Annotated in this window: 14 protein-coding genes, 1 pseudogene and 1 other annotated feature; of the genes and pseudogenes, 3 read left to right on the top strand and 12 right to left on the bottom strand. The window is 48.0% G+C overall.

Features of this window, described 5'->3' with window-relative positions; genetic code table 11:
- Positions 1–46: 46 nt before the first annotated feature.
- Together AC4E8B_RS01535 and AC4E8B_RS01530 are read right to left on the bottom strand one after the other, a co-directional pair.
- On the bottom strand, positions 47–1,420 hold the full coding sequence (locus AC4E8B_RS01535) for a UDP-N-acetylmuramoyl-tripeptide--D-alanyl-D-alanine ligase (protein ID WP_490216599.1): 1,374 nt from the start codon (positions 1,418–1,420) through the stop codon (positions 47–49).
- A gap of 76 nt (positions 1,421–1,496) precedes the next feature.
- The gene (locus AC4E8B_RS01530) at positions 1,497–2,570 is read right to left on the bottom strand and encodes a D-alanine--D-alanine ligase (protein ID WP_490219446.1); all 1,074 of its coding nucleotides are present in this window, start codon (positions 2,568–2,570) and stop codon (positions 1,497–1,499) included.
- Positions 2,571–2,921: 351 nt separating this feature from the next.
- Between AC4E8B_RS01530 and AC4E8B_RS01525 the strand changes: the two genes are divergently transcribed.
- Together AC4E8B_RS01525 and tyrS are read left to right on the top strand one after the other, a co-directional pair.
- Positions 2,922–4,112: a dicarboxylate/amino acid:cation symporter gene (locus tag AC4E8B_RS01525; RefSeq protein ID WP_490216598.1), complete on the top strand. Its 1,191-nt coding sequence runs from the start codon at positions 2,922–2,924 to the stop codon at positions 4,110–4,112.
- Positions 4,113–4,186: 74 nt separating this feature from the next.
- Positions 4,187–4,399 (top strand) — a binding site (T-box leader).
- A 77-nt stretch (positions 4,400–4,476) separates the two neighbouring features.
- On the top strand, positions 4,477–5,727 hold the full coding sequence (gene tyrS, locus AC4E8B_RS01520) for a tyrosine--tRNA ligase (protein ID WP_490216596.1): 1,251 nt from the start codon (positions 4,477–4,479) through the stop codon (positions 5,725–5,727).
- Positions 5,728–5,774: 47 nt separating this feature from the next.
- Here tyrS and AC4E8B_RS01515 read toward each other — a convergent pair whose 3' ends face one another.
- The 5 genes from AC4E8B_RS01515 to AC4E8B_RS01495 all read right to left on the bottom strand — a co-directional run bounded on the left by AC4E8B_RS01515 (position 5,775) and on the right by AC4E8B_RS01495 (position 9,504).
- A complete protein-coding gene (locus AC4E8B_RS01515) occupies positions 5,775–7,247 on the bottom strand; it encodes a SulP family inorganic anion transporter (RefSeq protein WP_490216594.1) in 1,473 nt (490 codons plus the stop codon).
- 233 nt (positions 7,248–7,480) lie between these two features.
- Positions 7,481–7,864, bottom strand: a complete 384-nt coding sequence (locus AC4E8B_RS01510; RefSeq protein ID WP_490219444.1) for a VOC family protein — start codon at positions 7,862–7,864, stop codon at positions 7,481–7,483.
- 385 nt (positions 7,865–8,249) lie between these two features.
- Positions 8,250–8,564, bottom strand: a complete 315-nt coding sequence (locus tag AC4E8B_RS01505; protein ID WP_490216592.1) for a DMT family transporter — start codon at positions 8,562–8,564, stop codon at positions 8,250–8,252.
- 2 nt (positions 8,565–8,566) lie between these two features.
- Positions 8,567–8,911: a DMT family transporter gene (locus AC4E8B_RS01500; RefSeq protein WP_490216590.1), complete on the bottom strand. Its 345-nt coding sequence runs from the start codon at positions 8,909–8,911 to the stop codon at positions 8,567–8,569.
- Positions 8,912–8,916: 5 nt separating this feature from the next.
- On the bottom strand, positions 8,917–9,504 hold the full coding sequence (locus tag AC4E8B_RS01495; protein WP_490216589.1) for a TetR/AcrR family transcriptional regulator: 588 nt from the start codon (positions 9,502–9,504) through the stop codon (positions 8,917–8,919).
- Positions 9,505–9,644: 140 nt separating this feature from the next.
- Between AC4E8B_RS01495 and AC4E8B_RS01490 the strand changes: the two are divergent.
- A pseudogene (locus tag AC4E8B_RS01490) lies at positions 9,645–10,460 on the top strand (GNAT family N-acetyltransferase).
- A gap of 19 nt (positions 10,461–10,479) precedes the next feature.
- Here the strand turns inward: AC4E8B_RS01490 and AC4E8B_RS01485 are convergent.
- From AC4E8B_RS01485 to AC4E8B_RS01465, 5 genes are read right to left on the bottom strand one after another with little or no spacing between them, the layout of a single operon-like run.
- The gene (locus tag AC4E8B_RS01485) at positions 10,480–10,887 is read right to left on the bottom strand and encodes a YdbC family protein (RefSeq protein WP_490216588.1); all 408 of its coding nucleotides are present in this window, start codon (positions 10,885–10,887) and stop codon (positions 10,480–10,482) included.
- Positions 10,888–11,505, bottom strand: coding sequence for a histidine phosphatase family protein (locus tag AC4E8B_RS01480; RefSeq protein WP_490216586.1), 618 nt, complete (start codon positions 11,503–11,505; stop codon positions 10,888–10,890). It abuts the gene before it with no gap.
- A 14-nt stretch (positions 11,506–11,519) separates the two neighbouring features.
- On the bottom strand, positions 11,520–12,236 hold the full coding sequence (locus tag AC4E8B_RS01475) for an ATP-binding protein (RefSeq protein WP_490216585.1): 717 nt from the start codon (positions 12,234–12,236) through the stop codon (positions 11,520–11,522).
- Entirely contained in the window at positions 12,233–12,727 is a 495-nt protein-coding gene (locus AC4E8B_RS01470) for an ECF transporter S component (RefSeq protein WP_490216584.1), read from the bottom strand. Before AC4E8B_RS01470 ends, AC4E8B_RS01475 begins: the two co-directional genes overlap by 4 nt.
- A 2-nt stretch (positions 12,728–12,729) precedes the next feature.
- Positions 12,730–13,311, bottom strand: coding sequence for a cob(I)yrinic acid a,c-diamide adenosyltransferase (locus AC4E8B_RS01465; protein ID WP_490216583.1), 582 nt, complete (start codon positions 13,309–13,311; stop codon positions 12,730–12,732).
- Positions 13,312–13,314: the final 3 nt, after the last annotated feature.

Raw genomic sequence — 13,314 nt, 5'->3', positions numbered from 1 at the left:
CCTGTTTCATGTGAAACAGGGATTTTTTTCCTTATATCAGTAAATATTATTTCAGTGCCTCAGCTGCTTCCTCCAGCTTCATGCCCCTGGAGCCTTTAAACAGCACAATTGTTTCTGTACTCGTCAGGCTCTGCAGCTTTTCAATCAATGGACCTTTCTCAGAAAAAGCAAAAACACGGTCCTCTGGAAACGCCCCTTGTGCTCCTTCCGCGATAATGCGGCCGAGGGATCCGAACGTTAACACATAATCAATCTTTTCCGGATCGATTGATCGGCCGATTTCGCGGTGAAATCTCACTTCATCATCTCCAAGCTCGAGCATATCAGCCAGCACAAGCACCTTTCTGCTATATCCTGAAAGCTCTGACACGAGATCAATTGCTGCCCTCATAGAAGTGGGGCTGGCATTATAAGCATCGTTGATGATCTTTTCGCCTTTGCTTCCTTCCGAGAGCTCCATCCTCATCGCCGTCAGTTTCAATGATGCAAATCCTTCATTCATCTGCTCATACGGAACGCCCAGGAAATGGGCAGCCTCCATGGCGCAGAGGGCATTCATGACATTGTGGACACCGAGCACAGGCAAATGATATTCCATGTCTGAAAGATTCGTCTGGAAAACGCTCCCCTTTTCTTCCTGATTGATTTTAACCGGATATACGCTGTTGGAAGGGCTCTTTCCGAAAGCGCGGACCTTTGCCGGACCATTGTATCCGGCAAGCCTGTCTTTCAGAAGTGGCTCATCCCCATGATAAATGATCATGCCGCTGTCCTTCAGCCCTTCAATGATTTCAAGCTTCGCCTTTGCAATGCCTTCCCTTGAGCCGAGATCCTGCAGGTGGGATTCCCCGATGTTCGTAATCATGACTACATCCGGACGGGCTAGCTTTGTCAGGAACTCGATTTCCCCGAAGCCGCTCATCCCCATTTCAAGGACAGCTGCCTCAGTATCCTCTTCAAGGGAAAGCAGGGTAAGGGGCAGACCCAGATGATTATTGTAATTCCCCTCTGTTTTCTGTACCTTGTATTTTAATGACAGAAGACGGGCAGTCATATCCTTCACAGTTGTCTTTCCATTGCTGCCTGTAATGCCGGCCACTTTAATATCAAGCTCGTTCCGATAGGCTTCTGCCAGCTGCTGCACTGCCTTGAGCGTGTCCTCTACAACAAGGATCGGCAGGTGAAGCGGCGGATTCGGGACATCCTGCTGCCAAAGCGCAGCCGCCGCCCCCTTTCGAAGGGCATCCTCCACGTAACGATGGCCATCGGTGTGTTCACCCTTGAAAGGAACGAACAGGTTGCCGGGCTCCATTGTCCTTGAGTTGATCGATACTCCCTTTATGCTGACATCAGAAAAAGCCGAGTGGTCATTTAGAATAGGAATCATCCCGGCAATCTGAGCGATTGTACGTTTAATCATCTTCTGCGCCTCCTGACTGATTTGCTAATAGAAAAGGGACACGGCCCACACAGCCGTGCCTCTATCATTTAATAGTTTACATTGTATGTTTGATGCTCTGTTTTTCCGTATGCCTTTCAATCGCCAGGTTAACAAGCCTTTCAATCAGCTGCGGATATTCCACTCCAGTATGCTTCCAAAGAAGCGGGAACATGCTGAACGGCGTAAAGCCGGGCATTGTATTGACCTCATTGATCATCACCTTGCCGTCGCGCGTCAGGAAGAAGTCTGCCCTAACGAGTCCGGAGCAGTCAAGCGCTTTGAAAGCCCTGATCGACATCTCGTTCAGTGTGCTGTACTCCTCTTCCGTAATTTCAGCAGGAATGATCATGGCCGTATCGCCATCCTCATACTTGGCTTTATAATCGTAGAAGTCTTTCTTCGGTACAATTTCTCCTGCTACCGAACACTCCGGCTCATCATTGCCAAGGACGCCGAGCTCAATTTCCCTCGCCGTTACGCCTTCCTCCACAATGATCTTCCGGTCAAACTGGAATGCTTCTTCAAAAGCCGCTGCCAGTTCTTCACGGTTTGTACATTTGCTGATCCCTACACTGGATCCAAGATTGGCCGGCTTGACAAAGCAAGGATAGCCCAGCTCCTCTTCCACCTTCTCATAAGCCGTTTCTCCAGCCTTCTGCCATTCACTGCGCACAAACCATACATAGTTAACCTGAGGCAGGCCGGCCTGGGCAAAGATATTCTTCATGATGACCTTATCCATGCCCGCAGATGAGGCGAGCACGCCATTGCCGACATAAGGAAGATTAAGGATCTCAAGCAGCCCCTGAACCGTGCCGTCTTCGCCATTTGGCCCGTGAAGGAGCGGGAAGATGACGTCAAAGCTGCTTTCTTCAGCTGACTTGAACATTGCCGGAGCCAGTGCTGCAGGCGATACAGCTTCGCCCTGGGAAAATTCCAGCTGCTTGACGCTTTCTGCCGGTGCCTCAAGCAGTGGGCCCTTCACCCATTCCCCTTCCTCAGTTATGTAAACAGGATATATATCAAATTTCTCCAAATCCAAGGCTTTAATGACAGCCAGGGCCGTCTGCATTGATACTTTATGCTCTGCGGATTTTCCGCCGTATAATAATCCAAGCTTCTTTTTCATCAAAAGGAACCCTCCATTTATTCAATCACATGTTTCATTTTACCACTCCAAAAGACAAAAAGTCGTGATTGAATATTGTTATTTGCAGGAATTTTTTCTTTCCCATTCTGCCCTGCTTTCTATATATGTATGATTTCCCGGGCCTATCTGCCACCCATTCCGCCTAATTCCCCCCCCCCCCCGGATAACTGGTTCCAAGGTATTATTCTCAAATAGTTTTTTAGATGGTATAGTTTGAATTTACCGAATATTTTTATTTATTTTTCCTTAAAAATTTCCACTTAACAAGCTAGGTTTCCATCTGTATAATCCACGTTATACAAACAAATGTATTTTCAAGGAGGACAAAAAATGAAGCGGCTAGGACTTCTTCCCAGAATTATTCTTGCAATAGCTTTAGGTATTTTAATCGGTTCTTTCTCTCCGGAAGGAGCAATCAGGCTGTTTGCAACATTCAACAGCCTGTTCGGAAACTTTCTCGGCTTTGCCATCCCTTTAATTATCATCGGGTTCATTGCTCCCGGCATCGGGACAATGGGAAGGGGTGCAGGCAAGCTTCTTGGCATTACAACAGGGTTTGCTTACGCCTCTACAATTGCCGCAGGGACAGCCGCTTATTTTGCCGCTGTGACCCTGTACCCTGCCCTGCTCAAGAATCAGAGCTTAAAAGAATTCGGGAATCCAGAGGAAGCGCTCGCTTCTCCCTTTTTCCAGGTGGACATGCCGCCGGTAATGGGGGTCATGACAGCACTGCTGCTTGCTTTCACAATCGGGCTTGGGCTTGCCGGCCTGAAAAGCAGTGCCCTGCAGAATGTAATGGATGATTTCCGGGGGATCATTGAAATGCTGATCGAAAAAATCATCATTCCCCTGCTGCCTTTCCATATCTTCGGGATCTTTGCCAATATGACGCACGGCGGACAGGTTGGAAGCATCATCAGTGTATTCGCAAAAGTATTTGTCATGATTATTGCCCTTCATTTCTTATTCCTGCTTTTACAGTACACAGCAGCAGGGGCTGCCGCCAGGAAGAATCCTTTTTACCTGCTGAAGTCAATGCTTCCTGCTTATTTCACTGCGCTCGGGACTCAATCCTCTGCCTCTACGATCCCGGTTACGCTGAAGCAGGTTAAAAAGCTTGGCGCACGTGAGAAAACAGCGGATTTTGCTGTGCCTCTCCTGGCAACGATCCATTTATCCGGAAGCACCATCACACTGGTCAGCTGTTCCATTGCGGTTCTTATGCTCCAGGGTGAAGCCGTGTCCTTAGGGCAGATGTTCCCGTTTATCATGATGCTCGGGATAACGATGATTGCCGCACCAGGCGTTCCCGGAGGAGCTGTAATGGCTGCGCTCGGCCTCCTGGAATCTATGCTTGGCTTTAATGGGACCATGACTGCTTTGATGATCGCCCTCTACCTTGCCCAGGACAGCTTCGGCACTGCATGCAATGTAACAGGCGACGGTGCCATCACACTCCTCGCGGACAAAGCAAGCGGGAAAAAAGCTGTCCCGCTCAAAAATGAAGCAAAAGCTGTGTAGCCTGAAAATTAACTTTGACATCTCCTGGATAATCATCTAAACTGTTTCTAACATTCAGTAAACAGAAACTAAATAGATGAGTTATGACAGGAATCAGTAAGGTTTGCTTCCCTGTTTGAAGAGAGCCGGTGTTTGGTGCATACCGGTACAAAAGCAAACGTGAATTACCTCCTTGAACATTCTTTGTGAATCATAAGTAGCAAAGGACGGACGGTCCGTTATCCGAACGAGCGGAAGACAAATGTCTTCAACAAGGGTGGTACCGCGTGCAAAACCACGTCCCTTTTTACAGGGATGTGGTTTTTTTGTGCGTTCAAAACTCATCAGGAAGTGCCGCAAACAAAAAACATAAGGAGGATACATCGTGGAGAATTTTATAGAAAAGCTGAACCCCGACCAGAAAAAGGAGCTTGAAAGGCAATATCAGCTTTACACCAGCGGCACTCAGGATGTGGTGCCCCCTCAGGAGCTCAAAAATAAAATTGCCAAGTCACTTTTTCTCGGCAAGCCGCTGAAGGTGAAGCTCGGGCTTGATCCATCCGCCCCTGACGTCCACCTGGGCCATACTGTTGTATTGAATAAGCTGAAACAATTCCAGGAAAATGGCCATACCATCCAGCTGATCATCGGCGATTTTACCGGAAAAATCGGCGATCCGACTGGAAAATCAGCAGCAAGAAAACAGCTGACCGACGAAGAGGTCAAGCATAATGCGGAAACCTACTTCCAGCAATTCGGCAAAGTGCTCGATATGGGCAGGGCCGAGCTTCATTATAATTCCAAATGGCTGTCAGCCCTCAACCTCCAGGATGTCATCACGCTTGCCGGCAGCATTACCGTGGCCCGCCTGCTCGAGCGCAATGATTTTTCCGAACGGCTTGGGGCAGGGAAGCCGATTTCCCTCCATGAGTTTTTCTACCCGCTCATGCAGGGCTATGATTCGGTTATGCTCGAAAGCGATATAGAACTCGGCGGCAATGACCAGCATTTCAATGTTCTTATGGGCAGGCATTTGCAGGAGCACTATGAAAAAGAAAAACAAGTGGTAATCCTTGTCCCTCTTTTGGAAGGGCTCGATGGAACAGAGAAAATGTCAAAATCCAAGAACAATTACATCGGAGTGGACGAAAAACCGGAGGAAATCTACGGTAAAGCCATGTCAATCCCAGATGAGCTGATGGAGAAATACTTCCATCTCGCAACAAATTTGCCGCTTGCTGAGAAGCTGTCCATCAGGGAGAAGCTGGAAGAAGGGTCGCTTCATCCCCGCGATGCTAAAATGCAGCTTGCCAGAACCATTGTCAGCATGTACCACGGACATGAAGCTGCCGAAAAAGCGGAAGCCCATTTCAAAAGTGTGTTCCAGCAAGGCTCCATACCGGAAGACATGCCTGTACTCACCTGGGATGGCGGTGAAGAACCACATCTGCTGGAGCTTCTGATGTATGCCGGCCTCTTCCCTTCCAAAAGCGAGGCAAGAAGGATGGTTCAAAATGGCGGAGTCCGGATGAACGGCGAAAAAATTGATGATGTTAACTTAACGGTTCCTGTACTGGAAGAGCTGATCCTGCAGGTCGGTAAGCGGAAGTTCGTGAGGATTTTAAGGAAAGAGTAAAGAAAAAAGGGAAGACACCATTTTAGGATGTCTTCCCTTTTTCTATATCAATGGCCGGAAAGCTTGGCGCCTTTCTGTTTGTGGACAGCCAGCTTATCAACCAGATGCAGGCTCGGCTCGTTGAGTCCGATCAAATGGACGGCTGTTCCATTCTGCCTGAGCTTCATTACGATTTTATCGATGGCAGCTACAGCAGAGTCATCCCACACATGCGCTTCAGAAAGATCGATGACCACTTCCTGTACCGTTTCCTTTAGATCAAAACTGCCGGCAAAATCAGTGACAGAGGCGAAGAACAGCTGTCCTGTCACTTTATAGGTGCGTTTGCCTGCTTTTTCATCCAGGACTGTCGACACCTTCACTTTTGAGATTTTGGCAACGAAGAATATTGCGCTCAGGAGCACTCCCGCAAAGACGCCTTTAGACAGGTCATGGGTGAAAACAACTGTTACAACCGTTACGACCATTACGATGGAGTCCGTGGCAGGAACCTTTGCCATATTGCGGAGAGAAGTCCAGTCAAATGTACCAATGGATACCATGATCATAACTCCAACAAGTGCAGCCATTGGGATTTGCACCACCAGGTCGCCGAGGACCAGAATCAGGAACATCAGGAACACACCGGCTGTCAAGGTAGACAACCTTCCCCGGCCCCCTGACTTCACGTTAATGACGGATTGGCCAATCATCGCACAGCCCGCCATCCCGCCGAAAAATCCGTTAATGATATTGGCAATCCCCTGCCCTCTGGCTTCACGGTTTTTGTTGCTTTCCGTGTCGGTCATATCATCGACGATGGAAGCTGTCAAAAGTGACTCAAGCAGGCCGACAATGGCCAATCCGAGGGAATAAGGGAAGATAATCTTCAGTGTTTCCAGGTTCAGCGGGATATCAGGAATCAGGAATACCGGAAGCTTTCTTGTCAGCTCCCCCATGTCTCCTACTGTCCGCACATCTGAACCTGTCGTTATCGCAATGATAGAAATGACAATAATGGCAACAAGCGGCGATGGAACAGCCTTTGTCATGCGCGGAAACAAATATATGATTGCAAGCGCACCGGCTACCATCGCATACATAACCCATGTCGCATCGACAAACTGCTCAAGCTGCGCCATGAAAATCAAGATGGCGAGCGCATTAACAAATCCGATCATCACAGACCTTGGAATGAACTTCATAAACCGGGCAAGCTTAAAGACACCCAGCAGCAGCTGAATGATTCCGGTCAGGATGGTGGCAGCGAACAAATACTGAAGCCCGTGGTCTGCAACAAGCGTAACCATCAGCAGGGCCATGGCCCCGGTTGCAGCTGAAATCATCCCCGGCCGTCCGCCGACAAACGCGATAATAACCGCAATGCAGAAAGAAGCATAGAGACCGACCATCGGGTCTACACCTGCAATAATGGAGAAAGCAATCGCCTCGGGAATGAGCGCAAGCGCCACGACAATCCCGGCCAGGATATCACCTCTGACATTGCCAAACCATTGTTCTTTAATTGATAAACCTTTCAAATGAACACCCCTTATTGTATTTGGATTTATAGTGTGACTTTGAACTCTCATCAAAGTCCGGGCCGACAAAAACATAGAGTATCATACCATATTCCAGATAATTTACAAGAGCCGCTGTAAGCGCTGAATTACTGAGTTTCTGCTGTTTTTCTTCGATTTTCTTTAAAATACTTACCCGGATAAATCTTGCTGATGCAAAAAAATAAGCCCTCTAAAAAGAGGGCCAAGCATTTCTAGCCAATGGGTGTGCAAATCTCAATATAATGCCCATCCGGATCTTCCATATAGGCGACAGTCTGTCCCCACGGCTTTTTCACCGGTTCAACCAGGACACGAACTCCCGCCAGGCGCGCCTTTTCGATTGTCCCCTCCACATCATCTGTTACAAAGCCAAGCTCCATTGTCTGCTCTGTCCGGAAGCCTTCTGGTATCGGAAGATCTGTCAGTTCACGGACATTTTCCCTTGTATTCATGGAGAGGATGGTGCTGCCTGTGTCATATTCTATGTAGGTGCCAAATTCATTTTTCAGCTCGAGACCGAGAAGTTCGCCATAAAACTGCTTCGTCTTTTCCAAATCCTCGACATATAAAATGATATAGCCAAGCTTCAAATCCATCATAAGCTCCTTTCAGCGGTCTTTTTAGGCCCGCTTTTCTTTATTACTTTTGTGCTTTTATAATGAACCGGTGCGAACGGACCCTCTGCATATCCTGTCCGCTGATCTCCTCGTGCAGCTCCCTCAGCTTTTCTCGTATCCTTCAGCAGAAAACCCTTCAATTTGCCAGGGCCAACTGTTATAACTCATATTCTATCATTAACATCAGTTAATATATGAATTTTTATAATTTTTCAAATCACTGACTTTGGGAATAAATGTAATCAATAAATATTATCACTGATTTTAGGCGGAATAAACAAAAATCCAGGCAGAACAACTCTGAAACTAGGCTGAATCAACCGAAAAAAAGCAGCAGCTCTACAATGAGAGCTGCTGCCTGTGCTTAGCTGATCGTTTTTAAGCCAATAACACCGCCGATGATCATGCCGATAAATAATACCCTTTTCCAGTCCCGCGATTCACCGAAAAATAGCATGCCGAGCAGCACACTTCCGGCTGCGCCGATGCCGGTCCAGATTCCGTAGCCTGTGCCAATCGGAATCTCCAGGAGCGCCCTGGAGAGGAAATAAAAGCTGACAAAGCCGGATAGGGCAGACAAAAGTGTGTATTTTTTTCTGCTAAAGCCTTCTGACAGCTTCATGAAAATAACAAAACCTATCTCACCGAATCCCGCCAATACTAGATAAACCCATGCCATGCCTACTCAGCCCCCTTTTCCGTTTCTTCTTCTTTGGAGGTCATTTTCAGCCCGATGATGCCGCCGAGGAGCAGTGCCAGGAACAGCAGCTTTAAAGCCCCGCCCGGCTCCCCGAGGAACAGCATGCTGATAATTACGGTACCTGCGGCGCCTATCCCTGTGAATACTGCATAAGCTGTTCCGATCGGGATGGTCTTCATCGCATTCGAGAACAGCATAAAACTTATAAAGATCACTATAACAGTGATGGCTGACGGCAAAGGCTTTGTAAAGCCTTCTGAATATTTGAGCCCGAAAGCCCAGCCTATTTCGCATAATCCTGCTGCAAATAAATAAATCCAAGGCATTGATGCTACCCTTCTTTCTTCATGGTGATTCCGGCCAGGAAGATCTTCCATGCCGATTCTCTCCGTTTGTTGTATTCTTCCTGGCTGTAATAATGCTGTTCGACCAGCAGCCCGTCTATCAGGCAATAAAATGCTGCAGCCATTTCGCCGCTTTCGGCAGACGTAAACATTGATTCTTTTTTACCCTGCTCAAATAAGCCCTGCAGCATGTCAGTGGAATGCTTTTCATATTCAAAAAATTCCTCTTTCAGCTTTGGGCCGAGATTGGCCGGCGGGAAGAATATCGCTCTTTTGAAGAATTGGATATTCTCATTCTCTTCCCTCACTTCGGTCAAAGCATCAAAAATTGACATGATTGTTTCAAGGGCATTACCTGAACTTTGATCATCCATGGCTTCTTTAATAGTGAGCAGCTCCAATGAAACGGTGTCCCGGAAAACCGACAGGAACAGCTCTTCTTTTGAAGGAAAATGCGCATATAAAGAAGGGGTCTTAATCCCCACCGCCTTGGCGATGGCGGAGAGCGGCGTCCCCTCGTATCCTTTTTCAGCAAAAAGCTTTAATGCTGCCTGTTTGATTTGCTGTGAAGTCATCTTTGATCCATCTCCCTAACTATCGTTAGTTAGAAGTATAACAAAGTGAATCCCTATATTCAATAGCGAAAAACATTTCTGCTTCCCCACCCAAATAAGGAAGAATATGTTAGTATTTTTCTGAAAGGGGGATGCTAATGATGATTACGGAACTGAGTAAGAATGAATTCAGCAGATGCAGGGAGCTGCTTCACCCGGAAGGGCAATTAGAAGCTGCCGCTGTAATAGAAGGAACCATCACGGGAAGAGTATTTGCAGACAACAGACTCGCCCCTTCAACAGGTCTTATCTGGCTCGGAAACAATGACGGCTTCATTTCCATTGGAAATGAAAACAATGAGATTTTTAACGGAGCGTTAAATACTTTTATAGACAAAGTGATTAAAACTGAGGCAATGAAAGTCCAGCTAGAATGGTTCGAAGCTATCGGCAATCATGCTGAATGGAATAAGACAATAGAAAGAGTTTTTGCACACCGGAAGCTTGGGAGCTGGAAGCAGAGAGTATATAAATTAGAGCCAGGCAGCTATTCTGATAACTCTTACGCCCCTGCTGAGGATGGCTATGAAATCATAAGAATCAAGAAGGAACATTTTGAAAAAGTAAAAAACAGATTCCTGCAGTAAAAGATTAGCCTGTTCTGGCCAGCGCCCGAGACATTTCTAAAAGAAGGAATAGGCTATGCTTATATCTATGAAGATGAAATCATCAGTGTTTGCTTCTCAGGTTTTGTTGCGGGGAGCGTCCACGGAATTGATATTGAAACACTCAAGCCCCATCAGGGAAAAAAATTAGCGCAATGCTTAGCCCGCAAGTTTGTACAAGAATGTCTGCAAAAAGATATAGTCGCATATTGGGACTGCATGGAAATGAACAAGCCCTCCATCGCTGTTGCAGAGCGGCTTGGATTTAACCATATTTCAACGTATACCGGCTTTGAATTTCCACTAAAATAAAGCTGAGGGTCATAGACTCTCAGCTGAATGCCGCCTGTACTTCCCACTCCCCGACAAGCTCCACTTCACGGGTTCCTATATCCAGCATCTCTCCAAAAATATCCAAAATCCTGCTGCTCTCGGCTGCACCACGAACCAAACCTTCATCCACCTCATAAAGCACCACCGAAATAGAATGGAGATACTGTTCCTGTGATGATTCGCCTATCAGACTATCATGCAGAAAATCCATGAAATACTGGTAGCTCTCTCTGCTCTCCCACAAACCAAAGATACTGGCATCGGCATCCCCTTCCGTTCTTGTCCAGCCGCCGAACTGCCGGATAAAACCGGGGACCCGCTTCAATGGATCCCATCCCATTTGGGCGAGGCTGAACTTTTCCCTGGAAGCTGAGTCAACCCCGCACCTGATATATTTCACGAGCATTCAGCCTGGCACTCCGATATGGGAAAGATCGCCTGCCAGCACGAGTTCAAGCTGCCCATCCCTGTATTTCATATGGGTAAGGCTTGTGCCATGGATGAACGGCGGCTCCCATATTTCATTGTCTGTCACCTTATTGGCGAGCATGACTGCCGTTTTGATGACAACCGCGTGGGTGACAATCAGGATTTTCCCTGTGCTCCGGCTGTCCCCGAGTTCCTGCAGGAATCCGGCCAGCCTGGCTTTTACATCCAGAAAGGTTTCTCCCTCCGGGTTCTCAAACTTTTCCGGCTCGTTCCAGTAATAGCTGTACTGTTCAGGGAAGAGCATCTTTATTTCGTCGCCCGTTTTTCCTTGCCACTGGCCAAGGTGGATTTCCATCAGCCTTTCATCGGAACGGATGGGTGCTGCACTGCAGCCGGCAAGTTTTTCAGCTGTCTGAATGGTTCTGGCGCTTGGGCTTGAGATGATTTCGTCAAATTGCATCTTCCGCAAATATTCTCCGAGCCTTTCAGCATCCTCCAGCCCTTTTTCAGTCAAATCCGAATCAAGCCTGCCCTGCATCCGTCCTGACTTATTCCATTCTGTTTCCCCATGCCTTACAAAATATAAATCAAGCAAGTTTCATTCCTCCTCTAGTCGATCTCAAGCTGATGCTGGAAGCTTCCCGCTTTAATCATGATTTCTCTCTCAAGCTCCTCAGGATAGGAAGCGATGAAGCAGCAGGAAGGCCCGCCTGATTTCAAGAGGTCCACCCCACTGCAGGAAACTTCATTTTTAGTGAATTCCCTATTGGTGAAAAGCTGGTTCAGCTCATAAAGTATTCCCTTTGAGCCGACAGGCAGCGTACAGACTCCATCCATCCTGCTGATTTCTTTGAATAGCGAAAGCGGTGCAATCGCCCCTTTATCGATCAGGACCTCTTCGCCGACAAGCGGCAGTCCGATGACCGCCAGCTTCTCCCGGCCGGTGTAAAGGGGAGCAGCTACAGGACAGCCCTTCTTTTTTCCAATAATCATCAGCCCGACTGCCGATTGGAGGAGATCAAAATTGCTTTCTGTGCTTCCTGTGACAGAGAAGCCTTCAAGCCCTGCTTCTTCTGCGCCTGTCTCAATGCCTCCGGCTAGCGCATTCCAATGCTCGTCCCCTGCAAAATTGTGCAGGACAGCTGCAAAGGGAGCACCGCCGGCTGAAAGATTTTCCATGAAAGCTGTGCGGAAAGCAAAATAAGCAACTGTTTCATACGGGACCTTTACATGGTCGGCATCCTTCAGGCCGATGCCTCCGCTGTTGTCGCTGCTGATGACCAGCATTTCCCCGTTTCCGCCTGGTATGTATAATACGTCCCTCATTCCGGTACATTCCCTTCCCTCTGCCCCTCACCAAGCACGCGGCTGATGCGCGGGACCGCCCAAAAAGCCAGCATGCCATTTAGAAGCGAGCCAATCAGAAGGGAAGGGACGATCGCGATATAAAAACCAATCCCCATTAGAAAAAGGAACGGGAGTGGTGCAAGGAACGTGTTGCCTGCTGCAAACATGAACAAAGCGGCCTTCCTCCGGCCTTTTCCCCATAGCTTCCCATACAGCCAGACCAGAACGGCCATTTCTGCAGCAACGAGAAAGTGAAGCGGCCCGAGCGGCATTCCGCCGACCAGTGCAGACAGGAGATGGCCGAGCCCGGCCACAATGCTGCCTGTCCCGCCCCCGAGCAGGGCAGCAGCAGCTAATGCCGGAAACGAATCGAGCGCCACACTCCCTATGACCGCAGGAATTTTGACAGCTGCCCCGATGGCTGAAAAAGCAATGAACAAGGCAGCCAGCATCATTTTTTTATTTTTCACAATCAGTTCTCCTTGCGCTTTCCGCCGCGGAAAACCTTCGCGCTCCGAACATATTCCACATCCTTCACTTGAAGGCGGAAATTGATTACCCTTGCCAGGGCAAAGAAATAATCTGAAAGTCGGTTCATATACTGCAGGCAAACTTCAGGAACTTTTTCTTCCGTTTTGATGAGCGTGACGATGAGACGCTCTGCCCTTCTGGCCACCGTCCTTGCTATATGGATGGAAGCGGATGGCTTCGAACCGCCTGGAAGGATAAAACGTTCAAGCTCCGGTGCTTCTTCGATGAATTCATCGATCCTGCTTTCCAGATAGTCAATAGAGTCCTGTCCAAGCTTCAGTTCCCTTTTAGCCGACACATTGGCCAGGTCTCCTCCGCAGTCAAACAGCTCATGCTGAATCTTTTCCAGATCATCAAGCACATCCTTGAACACTTCCCCATCCAGCTCAGTCATGGCCTGTCCGACAAAGCAGTTCACCTCATCAACCGTGCCATACGCCTCAACCCTGACATCATCTTTATCCACTCTGCCGCCTATAATGCTTGTCTGCCCTTTATCGCCTGTCCTTGTATAAATCCTCATTTT

Source organism: Bacillus sp. SRL543 (assembly GCF_984799205.1).
The sequence above is the reverse complement of the archived record's forward strand: the minus strand, read 5'-3'. Positions and strand labels throughout refer to the sequence as shown.

Bases quoted from the DNA above. Each gene is read 5' to 3' on its own strand.
- AC4E8B_RS01535 (WP_490216599.1), bottom strand. From the start codon at position 1,420: ATGATTAAACGTACAATCGCTCAGATTGCCGGGATGATTCCTATTCTA.
- AC4E8B_RS01530 (WP_490219446.1), bottom strand. From the start codon at position 2,570: ATGAAAAAGAAGCTTGGATTATTATACGGCGGAAAATCCGCAGAGCAT.
- AC4E8B_RS01525 (WP_490216598.1), top strand. From the start codon at position 2,922: ATGAAGCGGCTAGGACTTCTTCCCAGAATTATTCTTGCAATAGCTTTA.
- AC4E8B_RS01510 (WP_490219444.1), bottom strand. From the start codon at position 7,864: ATGGATTTGAAGCTTGGCTATATCATTTTATATGTCGAGGATTTGGAA.
- AC4E8B_RS01505 (WP_490216592.1), bottom strand. From the start codon at position 8,564: ATGGCATGGGTTTATCTAGTATTGGCGGGATTCGGTGAGATAGGTTTT.
- AC4E8B_RS01500 (WP_490216590.1), bottom strand. From the start codon at position 8,911: ATGCCTTGGATTTATTTATTTGCAGCAGGATTATGCGAAATAGGCTGG.
- AC4E8B_RS01495 (WP_490216589.1), bottom strand. From the start codon at position 9,504: ATGACTTCACAGCAAATCAAACAGGCAGCATTAAAGCTTTTTGCTGAA.
- AC4E8B_RS01485 (WP_490216588.1), bottom strand. From the start codon at position 10,887: ATGCTCGTGAAATATATCAGGTGCGGGGTTGACTCAGCTTCCAGGGAA.
- AC4E8B_RS01475 (WP_490216585.1), bottom strand. From the start codon at position 12,236: ATGAGGGACGTATTATACATACCAGGCGGAAACGGGGAAATGCTGGTC.
- AC4E8B_RS01465 (WP_490216583.1), bottom strand. From the start codon at position 13,311: ATGAGGATTTATACAAGGACAGGCGATAAAGGGCAGACAAGCATTATA.